The 26,349-nt window shown below is 31.8% G+C and carries 23 protein-coding genes and 1 other RNA gene; 15 read left to right on the forward strand and 9 right to left on the reverse strand.

The window, feature by feature from the left end; translation table 11 throughout:
- Positions 1-20: 20 nt before the first annotated feature.
- Positions 21-337: RNase P RNA component class A (rnpB, locus tag Q0T35_RS05345), an RNA gene on the reverse strand.
- A gap of 79 nt (positions 338-416) precedes the next feature.
- Between rnpB and truB the strand changes: the two genes are divergently transcribed.
- Positions 417-1,091: a tRNA pseudouridine(55) synthase TruB gene (gene truB / locus Q0T35_RS05350; protein WP_295841258.1), complete on the forward strand. Its 675-nt coding sequence runs from the start codon at positions 417-419 to the stop codon at positions 1,089-1,091.
- A gap of 671 nt (positions 1,092-1,762) precedes the next feature.
- Here truB and Q0T35_RS05355 read toward each other — a convergent pair.
- Positions 1,763-1,975 (reverse strand): hypothetical protein, encoded by a 213-nt coding sequence (locus Q0T35_RS05355; protein ID WP_295841260.1) that lies wholly within the window; start codon positions 1,973-1,975, stop codon positions 1,763-1,765.
- Here Q0T35_RS05355 and Q0T35_RS05360 point away from each other — a divergent pair.
- On the forward strand, positions 1,964-2,290 hold the full coding sequence (locus Q0T35_RS05360) for a hypothetical protein (protein WP_295841262.1): 327 nt from the start codon (positions 1,964-1,966) through the stop codon (positions 2,288-2,290). The two genes, Q0T35_RS05355 and Q0T35_RS05360, sit on opposite strands and share 12 nt — an antisense overlap.
- A gap of 30 nt (positions 2,291-2,320) precedes the next feature.
- Positions 2,321-2,467, forward strand: a complete 147-nt coding sequence (locus Q0T35_RS05365; protein ID WP_295810604.1) for a carboxymuconolactone decarboxylase family protein — start codon at positions 2,321-2,323, stop codon at positions 2,465-2,467.
- A gap of 409 nt (positions 2,468-2,876) precedes the next feature.
- Here Q0T35_RS05365 and Q0T35_RS05370 read toward each other — a convergent pair whose 3' ends face one another.
- Complete coding sequence (locus Q0T35_RS05370) at positions 2,877-3,656, reverse strand: DeoR/GlpR family DNA-binding transcription regulator (RefSeq protein WP_293918617.1); 780 nt, start codon at positions 3,654-3,656, stop codon at positions 2,877-2,879.
- A 338-nt stretch (positions 3,657-3,994) separates the two neighbouring features.
- Here Q0T35_RS05370 and Q0T35_RS05375 point away from each other — a divergent pair, with 338 nt between their 5' ends.
- The 10 genes from Q0T35_RS05375 to Q0T35_RS05420 all read left to right on the forward strand — a co-directional run bounded on the left by Q0T35_RS05375 (position 3,995) and on the right by Q0T35_RS05420 (position 19,294).
- Entirely contained in the window at positions 3,995-4,801 is an 807-nt protein-coding gene (locus Q0T35_RS05375; protein WP_295841264.1) for an MIP/aquaporin family protein, read from the forward strand.
- 67 nt (positions 4,802-4,868) lie between these two features.
- Complete coding sequence (gene fsa, locus Q0T35_RS05380; RefSeq protein WP_293916557.1) at positions 4,869-5,519, forward strand: fructose-6-phosphate aldolase; 651 nt, start codon at positions 4,869-4,871, stop codon at positions 5,517-5,519.
- A 45-nt stretch (positions 5,520-5,564) separates the two neighbouring features.
- On the forward strand, positions 5,565-6,986 hold the full coding sequence (locus Q0T35_RS05385; RefSeq protein ID WP_293916559.1) for a sn-glycerol-1-phosphate dehydrogenase: 1,422 nt from the start codon (positions 5,565-5,567) through the stop codon (positions 6,984-6,986).
- A 64-nt stretch (positions 6,987-7,050) separates the two neighbouring features.
- Positions 7,051-7,914: an HAD-IIA family hydrolase gene (locus tag Q0T35_RS05390; protein WP_295841266.1), complete on the forward strand. Its 864-nt coding sequence runs from the start codon at positions 7,051-7,053 to the stop codon at positions 7,912-7,914.
- 4 nt (positions 7,915-7,918) lie between these two features.
- Positions 7,919-8,629 carry an L-ribulose-5-phosphate 4-epimerase gene (locus tag Q0T35_RS05395; RefSeq protein WP_293916563.1) on the forward strand — a complete coding sequence of 237 codons (711 nt, stop codon included), beginning with the start codon at positions 7,919-7,921 and terminating at the stop codon, positions 8,627-8,629.
- Positions 8,630-8,659: 30 nt separating this feature from the next.
- Positions 8,660-10,342, forward strand: coding sequence for a ribulokinase (locus Q0T35_RS05400; RefSeq protein ID WP_295841267.1), 1,683 nt, complete (start codon positions 8,660-8,662; stop codon positions 10,340-10,342).
- Between the two features lie 82 nt (positions 10,343-10,424).
- Entirely contained in the window at positions 10,425-12,089 is a 1,665-nt protein-coding gene (locus Q0T35_RS05405) for a ribulokinase (RefSeq protein ID WP_295810546.1), read from the forward strand.
- 168 nt (positions 12,090-12,257) lie between these two features.
- A complete protein-coding gene (locus Q0T35_RS05410) occupies positions 12,258-14,285 on the forward strand; it encodes a transketolase (RefSeq protein ID WP_293916569.1) in 2,028 nt (675 codons plus the stop codon).
- A gap of 2,087 nt (positions 14,286-16,372) precedes the next feature.
- Positions 16,373-18,043 (forward strand): alkaline phosphatase PafA, encoded by a 1,671-nt coding sequence (gene pafA / locus Q0T35_RS05415; protein ID WP_295841269.1) that lies wholly within the window; start codon positions 16,373-16,375, stop codon positions 18,041-18,043.
- A 63-nt stretch (positions 18,044-18,106) separates the two neighbouring features.
- Positions 18,107-19,294, forward strand: a complete 1,188-nt coding sequence (locus Q0T35_RS05420) for a porin (protein ID WP_295841271.1) — start codon at positions 18,107-18,109, stop codon at positions 19,292-19,294.
- A gap of 59 nt (positions 19,295-19,353) precedes the next feature.
- Here the strand turns inward: Q0T35_RS05420 and Q0T35_RS05425 are convergent, their stop codons facing one another.
- The 4 genes from Q0T35_RS05425 to folE form a co-directional block, all read right to left on the reverse strand.
- Entirely contained in the window at positions 19,354-19,863 is a 510-nt protein-coding gene (locus tag Q0T35_RS05425; protein ID WP_295841273.1) for a TlpA disulfide reductase family protein, read from the reverse strand.
- A gap of 75 nt (positions 19,864-19,938) precedes the next feature.
- Complete coding sequence (locus Q0T35_RS05430; RefSeq protein WP_293916578.1) at positions 19,939-20,304, reverse strand: hypothetical protein; 366 nt, start codon at positions 20,302-20,304, stop codon at positions 19,939-19,941.
- An 18-nt stretch (positions 20,305-20,322) separates the two neighbouring features.
- Positions 20,323-21,801 (reverse strand): cysteine--tRNA ligase, encoded by a 1,479-nt coding sequence (gene cysS, locus Q0T35_RS05435; protein ID WP_293916580.1) that lies wholly within the window; start codon positions 21,799-21,801, stop codon positions 20,323-20,325.
- A 2-nt stretch (positions 21,802-21,803) separates the two neighbouring features.
- A complete protein-coding gene (folE, locus tag Q0T35_RS05440; RefSeq protein WP_293916582.1) occupies positions 21,804-22,472 on the reverse strand; it encodes a GTP cyclohydrolase I FolE in 669 nt (222 codons plus the stop codon).
- A gap of 338 nt (positions 22,473-22,810) precedes the next feature.
- On the opposite strand from folE, the gene Q0T35_RS05445 reads away from it, so the two are divergent.
- The gene (locus Q0T35_RS05445; protein WP_293916584.1) at positions 22,811-23,125 is read left to right on the forward strand and encodes a DUF1232 domain-containing protein; all 315 of its coding nucleotides are present in this window, start codon (positions 22,811-22,813) and stop codon (positions 23,123-23,125) included.
- A 1-nt stretch (position 23,126) separates the two neighbouring features.
- Entirely contained in the window at positions 23,127-24,029 is a 903-nt protein-coding gene (gene miaA / locus Q0T35_RS05450) for a tRNA (adenosine(37)-N6)-dimethylallyltransferase MiaA (RefSeq protein ID WP_295841276.1), read from the forward strand.
- A 181-nt stretch (positions 24,030-24,210) separates the two neighbouring features.
- On the opposite strand, the gene Q0T35_RS05455 is transcribed toward miaA, so the two are convergent.
- Together Q0T35_RS05455 and atpG are read right to left on the reverse strand one after the other, a co-directional pair.
- Positions 24,211-25,371, reverse strand: coding sequence for an iron-containing alcohol dehydrogenase (locus Q0T35_RS05455; protein ID WP_295841278.1), 1,161 nt, complete (start codon positions 25,369-25,371; stop codon positions 24,211-24,213).
- A 108-nt stretch (positions 25,372-25,479) separates the two neighbouring features.
- On the reverse strand, positions 25,480-26,349 hold the full coding sequence (atpG, locus tag Q0T35_RS05460) for an ATP synthase F1 subunit gamma (protein WP_295841280.1): 870 nt from the start codon (positions 26,347-26,349) through the stop codon (positions 25,480-25,482).

Raw genomic sequence — 26,349 nt, forward strand, 5'->3', positions numbered from 1 at the left:
AGTAGTGAAATTTTTATATATAAAAAAGCAAATCAATAAGCCGGATTTTGTCATTCTCAATATTGAAAAGCCTTGTTATTTATCTAGAATAAGAATTACTCCTTATTTCAATCTGCTTACCCCCCGGCATCGGACGGATAGCCCTTATAAATCCGGTATACATAGCATTGCACCTCACAGAGTTTACCTGATTTCACTACAGCCGAACTGTACTTCCTTTCTGTTGCACTAGTCCTCATTTTACAATGGACGGGCGTTACCCGCTGTGATATCCTATGGTGTCCGGACTTTCCTCTTCTATTATTCATCAATAGAAGCAACAAGGTTGATTTGCTTTTTGCAAATTTACAATAATTTTCAATATTCTAAACTGGATATTATTTGTTGATTATATTTGCTTTTTAATAAAAGAAACAATGAATTTAGAAGATATACAAGAAGGAAAAATATATTTAATAGATAAGCCGTTGGATTGGACTTCTTTTGATGTTGTAAATAAAATTAAGTGGAAAATAAAGAGAAATTTTAATTTAATAAAAATTAAAGTAGGTCATGCGGGTACATTAGATCCTAAAGCAACAGGCTTGCTCATTGTATGTGTAGGTAAAGCTACCAAACAAATTCAACAAATTCAAGATGCATCAAAACAATATTCAGGAGAAATAAAATTAGGAGTCGAAACGCCATCCTATGATACGGAAACAGAAGAAATTAATCATAAAGAACTTAGTCATTTACAGGTAAAAGATATTGAAGAAGCAACAAAATATTTTATTGGTGATACAATTATTCAAAAACCTCCTGTATATTCTGCATTAAAAAAAGAAGGTAAAAGATTATACGAATTTGCAAGAAAAGGACTAGCGGTTGAAATACCCTCCCGAGAAATATCAATTTATGATTTTAAAATAACAAAGGTTAAAATTCCTTATGTTGAATTTGTAGTTCATTGCAGTAAAGGAACCTATATAAGATCTTTAGCTCATGATTTTGGTCAGAAATTAGGAGTAGGTGGATATCTTACAAAACTTCGTAGAGAAAAAATTGGGAATTACGAAATTAAAGATTCAGATAACTCAATTTTACTATGAAGATAATGCGAGAAGATAGCGCTAATTAAATCGTTAATTAAGAAAGATAAGCTTATAATTTATAAACAAAATTTCAAAATATAATTATTGAAGAACGAAAATGAAATATGACTAGGTTTATATTTCTCTTACATTAACGGATGTATATATCCTAGTAAGCGAGTGAGAAGATCCAATATAACCAACTAATGAGTTTTAGATAATTAATGAAATAACTTTATCGATTATCCATATTTTTATAATTTTATCTTAAAGTAAAGGAATACTCCATATCTGATATATTATCTTTGACCTTGCAACATATTTCCTGTTATGCAGGAAAATTTGACAAAATGGAAGATCCTGAAATCGAATGGGCACATTGACATTCTTTTTTTCATTAGTCTGTTTTACAGAAGGTACTGGCTTATATGTGATCAATCTTGAGGATACTCAATCCAAACAGATGAAATATTTTTTGTAAATCCTAAGCAAATTCATAATTGGAATTGTTCTAAAAGCTGTAAAAGATATATTCTAATCCATTGATTTGTTTTATGAAAAATTGCATGTACAGATAAAATAAATAAATTCATATTGCAAAAATGTAATAGGAACTACAGCTAAACATATATTTATTGGACATCCACTTAATCGAAACAAAACGGTTGTTAATCTAAATCAAACATAATCTAAACGGAATTAGCCCGATTTCTTGTCGAATATTCGCTCTGAGATGTATATTGTGTAAAATATTTAGATAACAATTCAAAAGAAATTACATCGGTATTTTCACCTATCACTTCAGGAGCAATCTCACAATTAAAGGTTCGTCTAAACGGTGCATAAATACCGGCAGTTCTATAACAGATGTAAAAGAAACAATATTGTAAATGTCTGTACATAGAGGATTTCAAAAATCTATTAATGCAATGAATGGATTGAAGGAAGTTTTAATTAAGCGAAAAGAAAATGGTATTAATGATTTAGAGGAAAAGGTAAACCAAGAAGCAGATGTAATAGATAAATATTCAAAACGCGTAGAAACACTTTCACAGCTAGATAGATTGCAGATGCAGCGAATGAAAAAATCCTATCGTGATTTTTCTCCTGAATTTTCACAATTTATCTTAGAATATGAATACATTGATATTTATTCACGAAATGGTTTAGAAAAGAAGTTTAGACAAATTGCCACTATTGTGGCATTCGCTACCTAAGGAAATGCACTATAGGAGTTAAAGTTTCATATAAACGGAGCTTTAAACATGGGAGTTACAGAGAATGAAATTAAAATTTTTATGCTGATGATGACTGTTTATGCAGGATTTCCGGAGGCTATAAATAACATGAATATTTTAAAAGAATCGCTAAATGAACTAGCTAATCTTAGATAATTTTTTATTTTTTCGATGAGATAATATTAATAATTCTGATTGGTAATTTTATGCAATTACTTTATAGAAGTTATTATAATTAAATTAGATTAATTTCTTTTAATTCTAAAATAAAAGAAGAAAAAACATTTTTTTCAAATTACTCAAATATAAGTAAGTTTAATGCTGCATAAAATTCATTTTAAGTAGCATTTTAAGTTTTTTTCTTAGAAATATGAATTCAGTAATTTTTAAATAAAAAGACTTAATTGTTAATTAATTTAGAGATATATGTATCTAAATAAAATGATATACATTAAATAGGCATAAAATTAAAAGTTAAAAAATTAGCTGAAACAAAAAATAATGTTTCATCGAATGTATACATTTAAAAATTCAAGTTAATTGGAAAATTAGTTTTTAAGATAATTTATTTAGCAATTACGACTTCTATACCTAAATCTTCAAATTTTTCAACATCTCTATTATTAATACCTTGATCAGTAATTAAAACATGAATTTTATCCAGGTCGGTTATTTTACCGAAACCTCTTTTGCTTATTTTAGTAGAATCAGCTAAAACGATAACTTTTTCAGAATTTTGTATCATGAGTTGATTCATTTTAGCTTCCATAGTACTGGAAGTAGAAAGCCCAAAATCAAAATCAACTCCGTCACCACCTATAAATAGTTTACTGCAAGAATAATTACTAATCATCAATTCAGCATAAGGTCCCATAACCGAGCCTGATTTAGTTCTTACATCTCCCCCCAATTGTATTACATCAAAATTGGGATTACCATATAATAACATGGCAGATTTCAATGAAGAAGTGAGGATGGTTAATTTAGTATAATTATTATCAATAACCTGGGCAACCATTTGTGTGGTAGTTCCAGAAGAAATAGTTATAAAATCATTATCTTCAATAAAATTGAGTGCGGCTTTAGCTATTTTTGATTTTTCTTCAACTTGTAAGGTTTCTTTTTTATTAACATGTCTTTCCTTTACAATAAAAGATTCTCTCGTAGCTCCTCCGTGAGTCCTGTATAATTTTCCTATTTTTTCAAGATGAGTCAAATCTTTTCTAATCGTAACTGCTGAAACATTTAATTTCTTACATAAATCAGTTACAGATACATAATGATTAAAATTTAATTCTTCTAGAATTTCCTGTTGTCTTATATTATTAATATTGTTATTCTTCATTGGGCATGTAATAACATTGGGTAAAATAATTATATCTACTTTATAAATGTCAAATTTACGAAAATATTTAAATTATCAGAAAGTAAAGAAAGATTCAGTTTCGTTAATGAAAATACTATAAATAAATATGTAAATACTTTAAATTCAGTATTTTGTATATTGTTTTGTGAATGATTTAGGGATTTCATAACAAAATTATTTTAATTTTTATGAAAAAAAAATTTGTTTTATTGTTGTTTAGTTTCGATTTAGTAAATACATTTGTTACGTTTTAAATCTTTAAAAACATAAAGTTCATTAAAATAAATAAAAATCAAAACTAAATAAAATTAAAGATTATGGATACAGTAGTAATAACAAAATTTATAGGAGAGTTATTAGGCTCTTTTTCATTAATTGCCTTAGGATGTGGTATCAGTATGAACCTTAACTTAGATAAAACCTATGGAGAGGGAAACAAAGCAGCATTGAGTGGGCCATTGGGCTGGGGATTTGCAGTAGCTATGTCAGTAATAATTTCATCTCCATTTGATACCGGCGGTCAGTTTAATCCGGCTGTAACACTAGCACAATGGGCGGCAGGTGTATTAGATCAAAAATTTGTCCTCCCTTACATTACCGCGCAATTTATAGGATGTTTTCTTGGAGCTCTTTTAGTTTCATTCGTATATAAAGGGCATATTTCAGCTACTTCCGGTGATTCTTCTAAGATACTCGGTGTTTTTGCTACTAATGCATCTATTAGAAAAAATAATTCAATTCAAAATTTTGCTGCGGAAGCTATTGGTACATTCTTTTTAGTATTTATAGGGCTTTCAATGAGTTCAAACCATGGGGGAGAAATTATTGAAAATACTACAGGTATTCCGCAATTTACACATTCTATGGTCGGATTCGGTTCACTAGGAGCTTTGCCTGCAGGATTTATGATTTTTGCTATTGGTATGGCCTATGGAGGGGTTACAGGATGGTCTTTAAATCCGGCTAGAGACCTTATGCCAAGATTAGTTCATCAACTGTTACCTATCAAAGGAAAAGGAAGCAGTGATTGGGGATATGGGATAATTTACGCTTCCATTGCACCTATAGTTGGAGGATTAATAGCTGCAGCCCTTTATGTAATAGTTAAGCCCTACTTTAATTAATAGATTAATAAAAAGTTCGTTTTAAAATATTCAATATAATTACAAAATCATTAAAAAATAAATAAAAATGAAATTTTTCATTGATACAGCAGATTTAGAGCAAATCAAGAAGGCTCAAGATCTTGGAATTCTTGATGGAGTAACCACTAATCCTTCCATTATGGCGAAAGTCGGAATTACCGGAAAGAATAGTATATATGCTCATTACAAAGCTATATGCGAAATTGTAGATGGAGATGTAAGTGCAGAAGTTTTATCCACAGATTATGAAGGTATTATCAAAGAAGGTAAAGAATTAGCTGAAATTGATAAACAAATAACGGTGAAAGTTCCGATGATATACGATGGAATCCGAGCCATTAAATATTTTTCAAGTAAAGGAATTAAAACAAACTGTACTCTAGTATTTTCACCGGGGCAGGCACTATTAGCCGCTAAAGCAGGAGCAACCTATGTATCTCCCTTTATAGGAAGACTGGATGATACCTCTACAGATGGGTTGAATTTAATTTCAGAAATCAGAGAGATCTATGATAACTATGGATATAGTACGCAAATCTTAGCCGCATCGATCAGATCCTCAATGCATATAATTAATTGTGCAAAAATTGGAGCAGATGTTATTACCTCTCCTTTAGCACCTATACTTGATTTGCTAAAACATCCATTAACAGATATAGGATTAGCTAAATTTATAGAAGACTCAAAAAAGCTTTAAATTACATAAAGACCAACAAATTATCAACCACAAAAAACTAAAAAAATGTCTAAAGAAAGTATAAAATCGGCTTTAAAACAAGCAAAAGAAACGAAATTTCTTGAAATCGAATCTAATATACTCAGTAAAGTTCCACAAATATTTAAAGAACAATTCCCCGGAAAAAAAGCGATAATTATAGCAGATCCAAATACCTACAGAGTAGCAGGAAAAAAAGTTCATGAAGCAATAAAAAGTGCAGGTTTAGAAGGGGAAGAACCTTACATTTTAGATGACCCTAACTTGTATGCAGATTATATTTTTGTTGAGCAAATCAGAGATTATCTGAAAGATAAAGATGTTACCCCAATAGCGGTAGGTTCCGGTGTTATCAATGATCTGACCAAAAGAGCAAGCTCTGAGTTAAAACGTCCCTATATGTGTGTTGCAACAGCAGCCTCTATGGATGGGTATTCATCCGCCGGAGCTTCCATAACAAACAAAGGAGCAAAAATTACCCATGCCTGTGAAGCTCCCAGAGCCTTAGTTGCTGATATAGATATAATTGCAGCAGCTCCACCTTTAATGACAGCTTCCGGTTATGCAGATTTATATGCTAAAGTTATATCGGGAGCTGATTGGATATTAGCAGCTGAATTAGCCGATCCTAATCATCCAAAAAAAGGGATAGAACCTATGACTAGTGCATGGAATATCGTTCAAGACGGTTTAGCCGAAGCCTTACAAGACCCTACAGGAGCAAAAAAAGGTAATCCTAAGGCAATTGAATTACTAACAGAAGGTTTAATGTTAGGGGGATTTGCAATGCAATCCATGGAATCTTGGGGAGCAGGAGTAAGCCGTCCTGCATCTGGATCAGAACATCAGTTTAGCCATCTTTGGGATATGGAACATCATACTTTCAAAGGAGAAATGGCAAAAAAATTCGGTCTATATCCCAATCAAGATGAACAGGCACCGTCTCATGGATTTAAAGTAGGAATAGGTACTTTAGCAATTACCGCATTGTATGAAGTTATGCTAAAAGAATCCATAGATCAGTTAAATATAGATGCCGCGGTTGAAAAATGGCCAACCTTAGAAGCGCAGTTAAAAGAGATAGATGAAATGTTTGCAGGAACAGAAATACATCCTTTTGCAATTGCCCAAACTACAGATAAATACGTTACAAAAGAAGAATTAAGAGAACAACTTAATAAAATAAAAAATAATTGGAATCAATTAAAAGGAAAACTTAGAGCGCAAGTCATTCCTTTTGAAGAAACTAAAAAGCGCTTAGCAGCAGTGGGAGCACCTGTTGAACCGGAAGAAATCGGAATTACACGAAAAAGGCTTAGAGACAGTTTTTATAGAGCACATAAAATACGCAGCAGATATACAATTTTGGATTTTGCTTACAGAGCAGGGTATTTTGATCAATGGATTGATGAATTATTCGGTGTAAATGGAGCATTAAAAGGAAAATAAATTAAAAGGCGCATATATACTAAAGTTATATATGCGCCTTATATATCATTTAAATATAAATTTTATGGAAAATTATATCACAGATATAAAAACAATTCCGAATGCTCTTTTAGAAAGAATAAAAAAGCTAAGACACGTTGCTCTAGATATGGACGGAACCATTTATAACGGCTCAACACTATTCCCTTATACAATCAGTTTTTTAAAACAGTTAAAAAGATTAGGAGTAAGTTATTCTTTTTTGACTAACAATCCTTCTAAAAGCATTTCAGATTATTTAAAGAAACTAGAAGGTTTAGGAATAGAAGCATCAGAAGAAGAAATGTATTCATCAGCTGTAGCTACCATAGATTATCTAAAATCGAAACATCCTCAAATAAAAAAGCTGTTTATTTTAGGAACTCCCAGTATGATTGAACAATTTAAAAAGGCAGGATATATCTCTACAGAAGATTCGGCGGAAGATGAGCCGGATGCTGTGATAGTAGCCTTTGATATGACTTTGTGCTATGAAAGATTATGCAGAGCAGCTTGGTGGGCAAAACAAGGTAAAATGTACATAGCTACCAATCCCGATAAAGTTTGTCCGACCGATAAACCAGTAGTTTTAGTAGATTGTGCCTCTATTTGCTCTTCTATAGAAACTGCAACGGGGAGAAAGCCAGATATCGTTTTAGGTAAGCCACAAAAAGAAATGTTGGATGGTATATTGTCAGCTAAAAAATTAAAATCTGATGAAGTAGCTATGGTCGGAGATAGAATTTACACCGATATGATGATGGCACATAATGCAGGGGCATTCGGAGTATTGGTATTGACCGGAGAAGCCACTTTGGCAGATGCGGAAGAAGCAAATCCGGAACTAGATATTGTTTTGCCAAGTATTGAAGTATTAGGAAATTTAATAGAATATTCACATTCAATATAAATCTATGAAAAAATATGCTCAAATAAAAGAAGAAGCATTTGAAGGTAACCGATTATTACCAAAACTAAACCTTGTATTATTTACCTGGGGTAATGTAAGTGTTGCAGATCACGATAAGGGTGTTTTTGCCATAAAGCCGAGTGGTGTGCCCTATGAAAAATTAAAAGCTGAGGATATGGTTGTGGTAGATTTTGATGGAAAAGTAGTTGAAGGAAATTTAAGACCCTCATCAGATACCCCCACCCATGCAGTTTTATACAAACATTGGTCAGATGTTAATTCAATAGTACACACCCACAGCACGTATGCTACAGCATGGGCACAATCCTTATTAGATATACCCATATTCGGTACAACTCATGCAGATCATAATATTTCGGATATACCCTGCGCTCCTCCCATGGACGATGAGATGATTAAAGGAGATTATGAATACCAAACAGGTTTTCAAATAATAAACATTCTAAAAGAAAAAAAGTTGAGCCATAAAGAAATGGAAATGGTATTAGTTGGAAGCCATGCACCTTTTACTTGGGGAAAGACAGCAGAAAAAGCAGTTTATAACAGTGCCGTTTTGGAAAATATAGCAAAAATGGCCTATTTAACTAGACAAATAAACCCTGATGCCTTGCGATTAAAAGAGGCGTTGATCCATAAACATTATGAAAGAAAACATGGAGCAAACGCTTATTATGGACAAGAAAAAAACAAATAATTACTACAAACAAACTGAATAAACAAAAAAATGAAGAACATTTCAAACAATTTAGTAATCGGTGTTGATTACGGGACAGATTCAGCTAGAGCCATATTAATGGATGCTGAAACCGGTAAAGAATTGGCGCTTTCCGTGAAAGAATATCCACGATGGAAAAAGGGCATGTATTGCGATCCTATAAATTATCAATTCAGGCACCATCCCTTAGACTATGTCGAAGTACTTGAGTATATCGTCAATGAAGTGGTGAATACTGTTCCCGTTGCTAAAGAAAGAATAAAGGCATTAGCCATTGATGTGACCTGTTCCACTCCGGTTGTTGTTGATAAAGAAGGTACACCCTTAGCCTTACGAGAAGATTTTTTTGAAGATCCTAACGGGATGTTTATTTTATGGAAAGATCATACAGGTGTCAAAGATTGTGAACATATAAATAATTTTTCCAAAAAATGGCATACCGATTATACAAGATATGCAGGAGGAGGAGGAAATTATTCAGCCGAACATTACTGGGCTAAAGCGCTTCATATTTTCAGAGAAGACCCTAAAATCAAAGAAATCGGGCATTCTTTTGTAGATGCCTGCGATTGGCTTTCTAATCTTATAGTCGGACTTAAAAAACCAGAAGAGTTAAAAAGAAATATATGTACAGCCGGTTTTAAAGTAATGTGGAATAAAGAATGGGGAGGCTATCCACCCAATGAATTCTTCAAAGAATTGGATCCGGTTTTAGATGGAATCGTTGATACTTTTTCTAAAGAAGTCTATACCTGCGTTGAAACTATAGGGAACTTAACAGAAGAATGGGCGGAAAGATTAGGACTTACTACCAACGTTAAAGTGGCTGCGGGTAATATTGATGCCCATGCAGGAGGAATTGGCGCAGGAGTAAGAAATAAAGCAATTGTACAAATAATAGGAACTTCTACCTGCGATATTATAGTTGGACCGAAAAGCGAAAACAATAAATTAATTCCAGGTATTTCCGGTCAAGCAGACGATTCAATAATTCCGGGTATGGTAGGCTATGAAGCTGGACAATCAGTTTATGGGGATTACTATGCGTGGTTTAAGAGGGTATTAATGTGGCCATTACGCGAAATATTTGCCAAGATAGATTATATAGATAAGGATACTAAAGATAAAGTAATTCAGGAGGTATATGATAAGATGATTCCTGAAATGGCCAGACAGGCAAAATTAATACCTGCTAAAGATAGTCATATTATTGCTACCGATTGGATCAATGGAAGAAGAACTCCTAATGTAGATTATGAATTAAAAGGAACTATAACCGGTTTAGCCTTATCAAGTACTACCCCTCTCATATATAAATCCATCGTTGAAGCAACCGCCTATGGTTCTCGATCCATTGTTGAGCAATTTATTAATAATGGGATTGAAATCGATGAAATTATCGCCGTAGGGGGAATCTCTCAAAAATCTCCGTATGTAATGCAGATTTTATCAGATGTATTGGGAAAACCTATTAAGGTTATAGCTACTAGAGAAGCCTGTGCCTTGGGGGTTGCCATGTGTGCAGCCGTAACAGCAGGTATCTATTCAAGGTTAGAAGATGCGCAAGAAAAAATGGGCATGGGAATATCAACAATTTACTATCCAAATGAACAAAATCATAAACATTACAATGTTGAATATGAAAAATACAAACGGTTAGAGAAGGTAAAAGAGCTAACCGGACAACCATAACAAAAATATGGATACGGAATAAATGATAAACAATATGATTTATTCTGTCTCTTTAAAAAAACTTCAAACTAAAACCCAAAAAATGCAACTATCAAACAATTTAGTAATAGGATTGGATTATGGTACTGATTCCGGAAGAGCAATTTTAATGGATGCAGAAACCGGAAAAGAATTAGCCTTATCTATCAAAGAATATCCCAGATGGAAAAAAGGATTATATTGTAATCCCGTCAAAACCCAATTTAGACAACATCCTTTAGATTACTTGGAAGTTCTCGAATTCATAGTCAAAGACGTTTTATATAAAGTTCCGGGAGCAGCAGAAAAAGTTAAAGCGATAAGCACCGATATGACGGGTTCAACCCCAGTAGCGGTAAATAAGGAAGGTGTGCCTTTATCACTACTTCCTGAATTTGCAGAAAATCCTGATGCTATGTTTATTTTGTGGAAAGATCATACAGGGCAGAAAGACAATGCGTATTTAAATGATTTCTCAAAAAAATGGCATATAGATTATACCAAATCGGCCGGATGCGGAGATTATTCAACCGAACACTTTTGGACCAAAGCACTTCATATTTTCAGAATACCTGAGATAAGACAAGCGGCTTATTCTTTTGTGGAATCGAGCGACTGGCTACCCGCTATACTTTGCGGTATTACAAGACCCGAAGAAATAAAAAGAGGTATGGGAATTGCCGGATCAAGAGCGATGTGGAATAAAGAATGGGGCGGCTATCCGCCTAATGAATTCTTTAAAACGATGGATCCTTCTTTGGACGGCTTAGTTGATACTTTTCATAAAGAAGCCTATACTTGTGATCAAATTGCGGGAACAATAACCAAGGAGTGGGCAACCAAATTAGGACTTCCGGAAAATGTACTTATTGCTGTAGGAAATTTAGATTGTCATGCCGGAGCTATAGGTGCAGGAGTAAAAGATAAAGCTATGGTGGAAATTGTCGGAACTTCTACTTGTGCCATTACCGTAGGTCCCAAAAGCATAGGAAACAAATTGGTTCCGGGTATTCCGCAACAAGCAGATGATATCATTCTTCCGGGCATGGTGGGGTTCGAAGCAGGGCAATCTGCCTTTGGAGACTTATATGCCTGGTTTAAGAGATTATTAATGTGGCCGTTGGATAATATTATGCTAAAATCAAATATCGGTGATCCAGAAACACGACAAAACTTAAGGGACGAGGTATATGCGGAAATGATCCCAAGTTTAGCGAGACAAGCGAAGATAATACCGCCTAAAGATAGTAATATAGTTTCTACGGATTGGATTAACGGAAGGAGGTCTCCTAATGTAAATTATGAATTAAAAGGAACCATAACGGGAATCGCCTTATCCAGTGTAGCACCTCTCGTATATAAATCATTAGTAGAAGCAACTGCATATGGAGCCAAAAACATTATTGATCGTTTTGTTGATAATGGGATAAAATTAAATGAAATTATTGCTGTAGGAGGGATTTCTCAAAAATCACCTTATGTGATGCAAGTCATGGCGGATGTGATAGGAATGCCCATAAAAGTTATTGCTACAAGAGAAGCATGCGCATTAGGAGTCGCTATGTGTGCAGCCGTGGTTGCAGGTATATATAAGGATTTACCTGAAGCTCAAGGTAAAATGGGAATGGAAATATCAAATATTTATTATCCGAATCAAGAATATAATAAACATTATAACCAAGAATTTAATAAATATTTAAATTTAGAAAATATCAAAGAATTGTTATAAATATAAACAGTATATATAGGGTAAAATAAGAACAATTTGTACATTTTGTAAAAATATTATGAAAAAAGCTAATAAAATTATTGCTTAATTTTCACAATATTACTTTAAATAATGAATACAAGTGTAATTAAAACGTAAATTTGAACCCCAAAAATTATAAAAAATAAAATGACCGACATTAAAACGTTAAATAGAGCAGCAGATAATATCAGAATATTAGCTGCATCAATGGTTGAAAAAGCGAAATCAGGACATCCGGGAGGAGCCATGGGAGGAGCTGATTTTGTCAATATATTATATTCCGAATTTTTAGAGTACGATCCTAAGAACCCAAAATGGGAAGGGAGAGATAGATTTTTTATGGATCCGGGACATATGTCACCTATGTTATATTCCGTGTTATCTTTAGCAGGAAAATATACTATGGATGATCTTAAAAATTTTCGTCAATGGGGAAGTGTTACGCCGGGACATCCGGAGTTGGATGTAGAGCGAGGAGTAGAAAATACATCCGGTCCCTTAGGGCAAGGACATGCCTACGCCGTGGGAGCTGCCATTGCAGCAAAGTTTCTAAAAGCACGGTTGGGAGATGTTATGGGGCAGACCATATATGCATTTATTTCAGATGGAGGAATACAAGAAGAAGTATCTCAAGGAGCAGGTAGAATTGCCGGACATCTAGGTTTAGATAATTTGATTATGTTCTATGATTCCAATGGAATTCAACTTTCCACCACAGTAAAAGAAGTAAATCAAGAAAATGTTGCGGCAAAATACGAAGCTTGGGGATGGAAAGTTATTAACATAGAAGGAAATAACCCTACTGAAATCCGTAAGGCATTACATGAAGCCAAAGCTGAAAAAAGCAGGCCTACCCTTATTATAGGACATACTATTATGGGAAAAGGAGCTGTCGATGCGCAAGGGCAATCTTTTGAAAATAAAGTTTCCACACATGGTCAACCTTTAGGAGAAGCCGGTGGAGATTTATCCAAAACCATTGTCAATTTGGGAGGAAATCCTGACGAACCATTTGCTATTTTTCCCGAAGTTCAGGCTCTCTATGCAAAAAGAGCAGAAGAATTGCAGGAAATTGTAAAAGTTAAGAACAAAGCAAAAGAACAATGGGAAAAAGAAAATCCCAAATTAGCAGAAAAAATGAAAATTTGGTTTTCAGGATTGGCTCCTAAGGTTGATTGGGATAGTATAACACAAAAACCAAATGCAGCAACACGTGCGGCTTCCTCAACCGTTTTAGAGGCCCTTGCAAGGCAAGTGGAAAATATGATCGTATCTTCTGCTGATTTATCCAATTCTGATAAAACAGATGGGTTTTTAAAACAGACTCATGCCTTCACCAAAAATGATTTTTCTGGATCTTTTTTACAAGCCGGCGTTGCAGAATTTACAATGGCTTGTTTATGTGTAGGAATGAGTCTTCATGGGGGGGTAATTCCCGCTTGTGCAACTTTCTTCGTTTTCTCTGATTATATGAAGCCTGTAGTACGAGTTGCAGCATTAATGGAGCAACCAGTAAAATTTATTTGGACTCATGATGCTTTCAGAGTAGGAGAGGATGGACCGACTCATGAACCGGTTGAACAAGAAGCACAAATCCGTTTAATGGAAAAGCTGCAAAATCATAAAGGGCGTAATTCAATGTTGGTTTTAAGACCGGCTGATGTACAGGAAACGACTACTTCTTGGAAACTAGCTATGGAAAACATTCATACACCGACAGCCTTGATTTTATCCCGTCAAAATATTAAAGATTTACCGGCCATAAAAGACCGTTATAATGAATCTTTACAAGCTTCTAAAGGGGCTTATATAGTTCAGGAAGAGGAAGGGTATGATATAATTCTATTGGCTTCAGGTTCGGAAGTATCAACCTTGGTGGAAGGAGCAGAATTATTGAAAAAAGACGGAATAAAGTGCAGAATTGTTTCAGTTCCTTCTGAGGGATTATTTAGAGCGCAACCTAAGGAATATCAAGAGTCTATCCTTCCAAAAAGCCAAAGAAAATTCGGATTGACCGCAGGACTTCCGGTAACATTAGAAGGATTGGTGGGCGAAAGCGGTAAAATTTGGGGTATGAATTCTTTCGGATACTCTGCTCCTGCTTCAGTATTAGACCAAAAATTAGGTTTTACACCAGAAAATGTTTATGAACAAGTGAAAAAAATGATTAAATAGTTTTCGTAATTGAATTAAAATTAATAGACTTTTTAAAAGGAGAATTATTATATAATTCTCCTTTTTTATTAGTGTAAATAATGTAAATATTCTATATTTATTTGTTATTATTTTGTTGCGTTAATAGGGGGAATAAGTTAATAATATGTTTATTATGTAATGGCTGGTTGTTTTTTAAAGTTAGCATGGAATCTATTAAACAAATAATACTACTAATATGAAAAAATTAAAGCTATTAATTATTGTTATTGCAATAACGTTAACCTATTCATGTAACAATAATGATGAGGACAAATTCAAATCAATCACAGAATATTCTCGAATTAAGAATTAGAAATTTGTAAGAGTATCCGGAGGACATTTCAATATTTCAAACATGCAAGTCGGATATTCCGTAATTAATAGGATATAAAATTACGAATGTAAACTTACAAGAAGATGAAGCCTTTACCATAACACCACAATCAGGCTGTCCAGTAGTCCATCAAATATTAAATGAAGATTACAATTTATATTACCGAAATAAAAAAGTAGAAAAATTTTTTCTCTCGATAAATAAGAGGAATTTACACTCCATATTATTAAAAAGCCCGAAAATTTCAGACATATATATGAGCTAAATTAAAAAAATTATTTAAATCTAATAAGGTAAAGATTTAAGTCTTGAAGGTCCTACTAAAATTATAAACAGTTACAAAGATTTTATCAAATTCATGTAGATAGCTGATGATGAAAAATCTTTAATATTAAATTCTAAGACTATATCATATGCCATTTATCATTTAAAAGACATATATAGTAAACATCTATCGACAATATTCATACGGAATATAGATAACTGTTATGTTTTATACAATGTAAGTTGAAAACTGATTTTTTGTAAGATTAATAGTAAAAAATTAACTAATAAAAGCTTTACATAAATAAATGATATGAAAAAATCAAAATATGGATAGCTCCAATCTTATTAGGATCATGTTCCAACGATGACGATCGTCAATATAGGAGACAAAACTACAACAGTTGTATTAAAATGTCTTGCAACCCTTAATGTGCCACCCTATGGAGAATTAAAAGATTGTAACAAAAAATCATCTTTATGTTTAGAATAATGTAGATTTTAATGTTATGGATTATGATATTAATGATTGATATAGTTATTAAGCAATCAATGGATTGTATTAAAAATTGTGAATTAAAATTAATTAAGGATACTTAAGAATATATTCCTCCTTCACAAAAAATGATCAAGCACTACCATTTTTCTAATTCAAAATATAATTACGATGAAATCTTAGAAATAGATTTATCAAAGATAAAGATCAACCGATTAAAAAACAATTCGTTGTTAGAAATGGTGAATTCATTCGAAGACTTTCATAAAGAATATTGATGAAAACTCATTGCAATTACATTAGCTTTATCTCCTCTGGTTTTTAAGTTTAAGTAAAAACACTTGACCTGTTAAAGATTAGATATAATTTTTGAAATCAGTAGACAAAGGATTTATTTAGAATTATTAAAAAAAGGGATAATTGTACTTATACAATTATCTTTTTTATTATTTAAGATTTACAAAGAGAGTTAATATAAATAAGAGCAAGTTTTAAAATAGATAACTTATAAATATTCATACTTATATGTTTTTATTTATGCGATATAGTAAACAATTATTGAAAAATTACTTATTATTTTTTAATAATAAATTATAATAATAGAAAATACTATATAATTTCATATATAAATAGTATATTTCGTTAAGAAAATTAAAGGCTTAATTAAACTAATCTAAAAAATAAATTAGTGTTTCTATTAATATGAAAAAATATTAATTTAATTTATAATTTTTTTTATATTTGGATACATCATATAAATAAACTAGTAAATGAATGCTTATTATGATAATATAATTAATTTTAATTAATTTATTTATTTTTGTTTTTGAAATATTAGGTAAAAATGCTTTTTTTGTTCTAAAAAATTATTTTATTTTTTATATATGTAAAATAAAAACATAAAATAAAGTATGTAATTTATATAATATATATAAAGCCATATTTGTGAGATTATGAACTTATAATAAAAATATGAAAATAAGAAAAATTACTCTGATTTTGCTAACAATAATGACAGTTTACTCTTCATTAGGGGCGCAAAATAAATCTCAGGTCGAAAGGCCCAAACTTGTTGTAGGAATTATCGTAGATCAAATGAGATGGGATTATTTGTACCGATTGTATGATCGTTATGGTAATGCAGGTTTTAGAAGGCTTTTAAATGAAGGCTTTTCATTTGAAAACTGTATGTTAAATTATATTCCTTCCTTCACTGCAATTGGACATAGCACAGTATATTCAGGATCGGTACCTGCAATTCATGGTATTGCCGGGAATGATTTTATTGAACAAAGTACAGGAAGAAGCATTTATTGTACAGAAGACCCGAAGGTTAAAGGAGTAGGATTGGATGATCCCGAAAATAAAGTTGGGAAAATGTCTCCTCAGAATTTGAAAGTGTCTACAGTAACAGATCAATTGAAATATGCTACTAATTTCAGATCAAAAGTAATTGGTGTATCACTGAAAGATAGAGGAAGCATTCTTCCTGCAGGTCATGCAGCTGACGCAGCTTATTGGTTTGATGCTAAAAGTGGTAAATGGATTACCAGTACTTATTACATGAATGAACTACCTAAGTGGCTAAAGGATTATAATGCTAAAAATATGCCTGAGAAATATCTTAATCAAGATTGGAATCCAACCTATCCGATTTCCACTTATATACAAAGTCCGGATATAAAATTATTAGGTAGTTATGAGATTGGATTTAAAGGCTATGATAACCTTACATTCCCGATGAAAACTTCTCAAATGATGAAATCTTTAGGAGTAAAATTGATTCAATATACCCCTTATGGAAATACAATTACTACAGATATAGCTAAGTTGGCAATAGAGAATGAGAAGCTTGGAAATAATAAAACAGGAGAAACTGATTTTTTAGCTATCAGTTATTCTTCTCCTGATAAAATGGCACATCAATTTTCTATAAACTCAATTTTAACAGAAGATTTATATATAAAGCTAGATCAGGAAATAGCGGATCTCTTAGGATATCTTGATACAAAAGTTGGAAAAGGAAATTATTTAGTGTTTTTAACTGCTGATCATGCGGCTACACCGAATGCTAAATTTATGAATGAAAATAAGATGTCAGGCGCTTTACATAGATTAACTCCGTATGAAAAGAAGTTAAATGATTATCTTAAAAATAAATTTGGAAGAGACGATTTAGTTAGAAATTTTAATAATTATCAAGTAAACTTTAATTATACTTCAATTAAAGAAGCGAATATAAATCTGGAAGATCTTAAATTAGAATGTATCAATTACCTTCAAGATGTAAAAGGTGTATTATACGCGGTTGATATGAAAAAAGTGGCTGTTGCTACAATTCCTCAATATATAAAAGAAAAAATTATTAATGGATATAATAGAGATTATTCAGGTGAAATACAAATAATCTTAGATGCCGGAACTTACGATTTGGAATATCATCCTAGCAAAGGAGGTACCCACGGTACTTGGGGACCAGACGATGCGCATATTCCTTTTGTATTAATGGGATGGAAAATACCTCATGGCAGTACTTCAGATGAAGTTTATATGACTGATATTGCTCCGACAATCTCTTCTTTATTAAAAATACAAATGCCTAGCGGTTCTATAGGTAAACCGGTAGATTATAAAATGAAATAATAATCGTTCTATTTCCTCTGTACAAAAATAGTATAGAGGAAATATTTTATGTTCTTACTGATTATGAATAAAAAAATTTTGCTTTATATTTTATCTCTATTTTTTGTAGATGATTTTATTAATTCACAAACATTGGAAATAAAAACTGGTCCGGATAATGAAGATAAAGTTAAAGTAACAATGGGAGGTCGTATAGCCTTCGATGGAGCTCTTTATTTTGATGATAAAACAACGTTAGGAAACGGAATGACCATATCCGATGTGCGTTTGACCACAAAAATGCAATATAAGAAATGGGATGCGAAAATAGATTTTGGTTTTGCAGATAAAAAGGTAAATACTAAAGATATACATTTAATTTATAATATTAATGAAAATTCATGGGTAAAATTAGGGTATGCAGGAGAGCAGCTTGGATTGGAAAACTGGGAAAGTACAGCTTGGCAAAAATTTATGACTCCCGCATCGAGTTCACAAGTTTTCGGGTCTGGACGACAACTGGGGCTAACTTATGTTAAATGGAATAAAAGAATCTATGTTAGCGGTGGATTCTATTCTGACAATGATGCTCTTTCCAACAGTAAAGAAGGAAATCAAGGATACGCTTGCGTTAGTAAATTTTCCTATGATCCTTTAAGCTCTAACGGTAATATTCTACATCTAGGAATTTCAGGAGAATATAGAACCGGTAATCGTGATGGTTTAGATGATAATAATAAAACCAAAAGAATAATGAATTATTCTGGTGATCTTATTACTAAGGTTGAAAAAAAGAAACCATTAGATTTCACAATTACTAATGTTAAAGATCAATACCGATTTGTAACAGAGCTACTTGCTACTACAGGACCCATTTTTTTATTGGGAGAATATTATAACTTACATGTTAATAGAAAAAAATATTATCATTCGTATAATGCTGGTGGATTCTACATACAATCCGGTGTGTTAATTTTTGGAGATAAGACCTATAGATATAATTTAGGAGACAGAAGATTGAAAAGACCAGATGGTAAAACTCTTGAAATGGCAGTAAGATATGATCATACGGATCTTAATGATGGGGTTTATCAAACGGAAATTTTAAAAGGAGGAAGGATGAGTGATGTATCGGTAGCCTTAAATTATTATGTAAATAAATATATAGGTTTTAAGCTTAATTATTCGAATGTCAATTTAGGAGTTTATAATAATTACGGGAATAAAGAAAACATTAACTTGATACAAGGAAGAGTTATTGTTGTATTTTAATACCTCAAACAGATAAATTGGGTAAATTAATACATTGTGAAATTAAAAAATACAAATAATTATAAATTTTGATTGATTATAGAATCAAGTTCCTTTTCATTAAGTGACCGTTCTTTGAATAAAATTTTTATACTCTTCTTATAAAAAGCTGTTGCGGGTATACTACCTGCCCAAGAAGGATCTATTGAAGGAATCCATTCCTCAATATTTTTAAGATCATTTATGAGATAGACTTCAGTACTTATGGAATATTTTTTAATAAATTTTTTAACAAACTCTATATTTTCTACCTGATTTAAATTAATTAAGACCATCTTGTAACCCACATTATTTTTATATTTTTCGTTTATTTTCATAAATGTCGGAATTTCCATCACACAAGGCATGCACCAAGTAGCCCAAAAATTTACAACTAAAAGTTTGTCATCATTCTTTTTAATGATTTCCTTTAAATCCGAAAAAGCAATTACTTTTATATTTTTTATACTATCGGTTGAAGCAAGTTTCTGAGCTTTTCCTATCCCAAGGGATAAAATAAAAAAAATAATTGCATAAAATCTTTTTACCATAAAACGATCAAAAAGGTTTATAACTTATCAATTAAGATTTTTAAAGTGTTATTATATAGGACTGAGTATCAAATTTTATTTACTCAGTTCAATATATTGATATTCGTAAATAGGAAGGGACATAGGGTTGGTTTCATCATAATAGATAGATAAAGAATCACCAATCTTGCTCTTATCCTCTGGCATTTTTCTGATAATTGTAGAATGTAAGTTTCCTTTATCATCTCTATAAATGATATTCCATACATTAATCTTTTCATTTGCAATAGAAACCTCACTTTGTTCACCGGTAATTTTAGCTTTTGCTTTTTTAGAAGCAGCTACATTCATAACATTTTCAGGAGCAATAACAGTTGCAGTTTCTTTTTTAGTTATTTTCGAGCAGCCGTAAAATGCAGCTAACTGAAATAAAATAATTGTCAAGTAACCGAATTTTTTCATTGTTTTATAATAATTTAATTATTCAATTTCATAAGTAGTTCCTTCTTTCCCGTCTTTAAGAACAATACCGGATTCTGATAAACGATTACGTATTTCATCGGATAATGCCCAGTCCTTTTCAAGCCTTGCTTTAGTTCTTAAGTCAATAAGCACTTTCATGGCATGATCTAACTTACTATTATCGTTTAATGTATCAGAAAGTAGCTCTAATCCGAGAATATCATAAAAAAAAGAATGAAGAGCAGTTTTTAATTTATTTAAATCAGTAGCGGTTAGTGTTTCATTTTTTAATTCTAAATTATTTATAAGTTTAGCTATATCGAATAAAAGAGAAATTAATACCGGAGTATTAAAATCATCATTCAATGCAGTATAGCAATTATCAATCCATTCATCAATATTATAGCTTGAAACTTCTGAACCATCTAGTGAAGGTATCTTTTCAATAGCTGATGTTAGCCGAAAAAATCCTTTTTCTGCTGCCACTATTGCATCGTTAGACAAATCTAATACGCTTCTATAATGAGCTTGTAAAAAGAAAAAACGAACAATTATCGGATGAAAAGGCTTTTCAATAAAATTATTATTACCGTTAAATAATTCTTCAGGTAAAATAGTATTTCCTGTAGACTTACTCATCTTTTGTCCATTTAAAGTAAGCATATTGGTATGAAGCCAATAATTTACAGGTTCTTCACCAAAAGAGCCTTTCGCTTGGGCTATTTCGCATTCATGATGAGGAAATTTTAGATCCATGCCTCCTCCGTGAATATCAAACTTTTTACCTAAATATTTGGTGCTCATAGCAGTACATTCCAAATGCCAACCCGGGAATCCATTTCCCCACGGAGAGGGCCATCTCATAATATGTTCAGGAGAAGCATTTTTCCATAAAGCAAAATCTTGAGGATTTCTCTTTTCTCCCTGGCCATCCAAATCGCGAGTATTGGCAATCATGTCTTCAATCTTTCTTCCACTCAGTTCGCCATAATTTCCCCCTTCCGAATCAAATTTATTGACATCAAAATATACTGAGCCGTTTATCTCATAAGCTAATCCTTTATCTATTAATTTTTTTATAAGTTCTATTTGTTCTACAATATGACCAGTAGCAGTAGGTTCTATATCCGGAGGAAGCATATTAAATGAGTCTAAAACTTTATGAAAATTAAGCGTATACTTTTGAACTACTTCCATGGGTTCAATTCTTTCCAAACGGGCACGACTGGATATCTTATCTTCGGAATTATCATCTGTAAGATGCCCGGCATCAGTAATATTTCTAACATATCTTACTTTATATCCTAAATGTCGCAGATATCTGTTAATTACATCAAATGATAAAAAAGTACGACAATTTCCCAAATGTACTTTGTTATATACAGTCGGTCCGCATATATACATTCCTACAAATCCTTCATGTAAAGGGGTAAATATTTCTTTTTTTCCGTGTAAAGAATTGTATAATTTTATTTGATTATTCAGATAGTTACGCATAATTAAATTTTAAAATGAGAATCAATCCCAATATAATGTAAAAATTCTTGTCTTGTTGTCGGATTATTTAAAAAAATGCCACTTAGCTCCGCGGTTACCGTACTACTCTCCGTATCCTGTATTCCTCTGGAATTTACGCATAAATGCTTAGCATCGATTACACAAGCCACATTATTTGTGTTCAATACCTCTTTTAAAGCTTCAACAATCTGTCTGGTTAAACGCTCTTGAACTTGAGGTCTTCTGGAATAATAGTTTACAATTCGATTTATTTTAGATAAACCGATGACTTTTCCGTTTGAAAAATATGCCACATGAGCTCTTCCTATAATAGGCAGAAAATGATGCTCACAGGTTGAATAAACAGTAATGTCTTTTTCAATCAACATTTGACGATACTTATAACTATTTTTGAATGTAGATACTTCGGGTTTATTTTCGGGAAGTAGACCTCCAAAAATTTCATTAACGTACATTTTTGCAACTCTTTTAGGCGTATCTTTCAAACTATCATCATTCATATCCAAGCCAAGAATTTGCATGATCTTAGCAAAATGATCCTGAATAGCTTTTTGCTTTTCTTCAGGAGATAAAACAAATGCATCCGATCGAATAGGTGTGTATTCTGTATGTGAAAAATGTTCAAGTTCTTCGTCTTCTTTATTAAACATAATAAAAAAAATCTAAATTTCTACAAAAATAAGTTTTTTTGGTTGAAAACCATTACAATATTGAAATGCAACTAATCATTTTTAAAATAAAAATTTAAAATAAAAACGGTATCTTTGCATAGATTTAATCTAAATAGTCAACTGATTGTGAATATTTATCTTCAATATACATTTGTGACAATTACTTTACTATTTGCCGTATGGTATTTGATAAAACTATTTAAGGATACTTTTTTTTCCAAAAAGAAAAAATGTGGAGGAGGAGCCAATTGTAAATGTGGCAGAGATTAGGTTTTGGAATAAAAATTGATTTTTATTAGTCAGTCAAGAATCTTGATATGAAAGGAAAACATTTACTAGGAATAGTTTCTAAGGATAAAAATTTTATATCCAAAATTCCTATTTTATTCAGGATGCTAAAAGCGTCCTTAAAAGGGAAATATAAGCCAGGTTTCAAAAATCTGTTTATATTTACTTTTTTACTACTCTATATAATATCTCCCATTGACCTTATACCCGATTTTTTGGTAGGGATAGGAATTTTGGATGATTTAACAATCGCCTATTTTGCTTTCTCCAAATTATTTAAGGAAGTAGATAAATATTTGGTATGGGAAAATCGAAATCACTATACTAGTATTATTGAACAATAATATGAAAATTTTATTTTCTATTGTTGGCCCTACAGGAATTGGTAAAACTTCTCTTTCAATTATATTAGCACAAAGACTAAATACGGAAATTATTTCTTGTGACAGCAGACAATTTTATCGGGAGATGAAAATCGGTACGGCTTCTCCATCCTTAGAAGAATTATCTTTAGTTTCACATCATTTCATAAATAATTTAAGTATAGATCAAGAATATTCAGTAGGGGATTTTGAAAAAGATGCCCTAAAAAAGATTTCCGAACTTTTTGATAAGTATAATCAATTGATTATGGTTGGAGGCTCTGGGCTATATGAAAAAGCGGTAAATGAAGGCTTAGATTATTTCCCCGATGTAGATCCTAATATCAGAAAAGAATTAATTAAGGAATTTCAAGAAAAAGGATTGGATTATTTACAAGATGAATTGAAAAAGAATGATCCAGAATATTATGCAGAAGTAGATTGTAACAATCCTACGCGCATGATACGAGCATTGGAAATTTTCAGGGGGACCGGTCGACCTTACAGTTCCTATAGAAATAATTTACTAAGAAAAAGAAATTTTTCTACCGTAAAAATTGGATTAACGGCTCCTCGAGAAATTATATACGATAAAATAAACAAAAGGGTAGACTTAATGATTGAAAATGGTCTATTAGAAGAAGTGATTTCTTTAAAAAATTATAGGCATAAGAATGCCCTTCAAACGGTCGGATATAAAGAATTATTTGAGTATCTCGATGGGAATATTTCATTAGAATTTGCTATAGAAGAAATAAAGAAAAATAGTCGTAGATATGCCAAAAGACAGTTAACCTGGTATAGAAAAGATGAATCTGTGCATTGGTTTAACTATCTAAATACGGATGAAATCATAGATTTTGCCATGAAGATAATTGATCAATAAATTGAAGTAAAATTATGTCAAATTTTATTATTAATTATAAAATATTATCTATTAAGTTATTGCGCTAAAGTATTTTAATTTATTTTCAAAAGATAGGGATTTAAAATTTTAATTTACTTATCTCTTGAAAGAATAAAAAATCAGGATAGCAATATCCTGATTTTAATTAATTGATATTTTCTTACTTTCTTAATTCTAATATTTTCTTAATTTCATTTGCCGTAATGTTTTTGTGTTCTCCTAATTTCCATTCTCTTTTTTCCATTCGGTCATAAATTTTTTGGATAGCATCATCTCCTAAATTGTAATCGGAAAGTCTGGTTTTAATATTCATACTATGAAAAAAGCTTTCAACAGCAGTAATGGAATCGTTTATTAATTCTTCCGTAGAATCGGATTGCAAAGAAAAAACTTCTCTTCCTAATCTAAGTATTTTTTCTTTTTTCTCTTCTTTCTGTAATTTCATGACTCCGGGCAATACTATTGCTAGTGTTTGTGCATGATCAATTCCATAAAAAGCGGTTAACTCATGACCAATCAAATGCGTAGACCAATCTTGAGGAACCCCGCAAGCAATCCAACCGTTCAATGCCCAGGTGGAAGCCCACATTAGATTTGCGCGAATATCATAGTTTAAAGGGTCTTTTAATGCTTTAGGACCATCAATAATCAATACTTTTAATATGGATTCTGCCATAAAATCCTGTAATAAACCATTTACAGGATAGGTTAAATACTGTTCTATTACATGTACAAACGAATCAATAACTCCATTACTGATTTGCACAGGAGGAAGTGTGAAAGTAACACTTGGATCTAAAACGGAAAACTTAGGGTAGACAAGGGGAGAACTAAATGACAACTTTTCAAGGGTTTCTTTTTTAGTAATTACAGCTCCCGCATTCATTTCCGATGCAGTAGCAGAAAGAGTCAATATTGTTCCAAATGGAAGCGCTTTATTAATTACCACATTCGGCTTATCTGCAAGAATTCTCCATGGATCCCCTTCTTCAAAACAAGCGGCAGCAACAATAAATTTTGTAGCATCAATAACAGATCCGCCACCCACAGCTAAAATGTAATCAATATTTTTCTGTTTTATTACCTCTACTGCTTGCATACAAGTTTCATAATGAGGATTAGGCTCAATACCTGAAAATTCAAACCACTGATAGTCTTTTAATGCATTTTTTACCTGATCATAAACACCATTTTTTTTGATGCTACCTCCTCCGTATATAACTAAAACTTTATAGTGTGAAGGTATCTCTTTTGTTATTTCGGAAATCATATTCTTTCCAAACAAAATTTTTACAGGATTAACAAAAGCAAAATTATTCATTATTCAATTTTTAACTGTTTTTAGTCTCTCAAAATTTGAACCAAATCTGGATAAAAACAAAAAAGGTTACCAATTTAGGTAACCTTTTTTTATATAAACAAATGAATTTTAATTTTCCAATGCTTGTGCGCCGCTCACTATTTCAATTAATTCATTAGTAATAGAGGCTTGTCGAGCTTTATTATAAGATATAGATAATTGACTTTTTAATGATTTAGCGTTATCTGTGGCTGATTGCATAGCAGACATTCTTGCTCCATGTTCTGCCGCATTTGAATCCAAAATAGCTTTAAAAAGTTGAGTTTTTAAAGAGGTAGGAATAAGGTGTGATAAAATGCTTTCTTTAGACGGCTCATAAATATAATCATTTACCGTAGAAGTATTATTAGTAGTTTCAGGTAGTTCAATAGGCAAGAATTGTTCTACTTGTAAAAGTTGTACAACGGCATTTTTAAATCGGTTATAAATTAACTCTATTCTGTCATATTCTCCAGATACATATTTGTTCATTAAATCATCAGATATAGCTGAAGTATTTTCATAAGTAGGTGCATCCCAAAGTGAGCTACTGTTTTTATAAACTGATACTACTTTTTTTAAGTTTTCATATCCGTTTTTGCCTATAGTTAAAATATCCACTTGAATATTTTTATACTCATTGTCCAAAAGATTTTTAACTGCTTTAATTACAGTTGAATTGAAAGCTCCTGCCAATCCTTTATTAGAAGTAATGACAACAAGTAAAACTTTTTTAAGTTCTCTTTTTTTTATGTATTCAGCTCCTCCCGAATCGCTGTCAAAAGAAGAGCTAACATTGGATAATAGTTCCTGCATTTTTTCTGAATAAGGACGTAGCCTTAAAATTGCATCCTGAGCTCTTTTCAGTTTAGAAGAAGAAACCATCATCATTGCACTTGTAATTTGCATGGTAGAATTTACTGATGCAATTCGATTTCGTATTTCTTTTAATGTTGCCAT

The organism is uncultured Apibacter sp., assembly GCF_946479295.1.
Lineage (GTDB): Bacteria > Bacteroidota > Bacteroidia > Flavobacteriales > Weeksellaceae > Apibacter.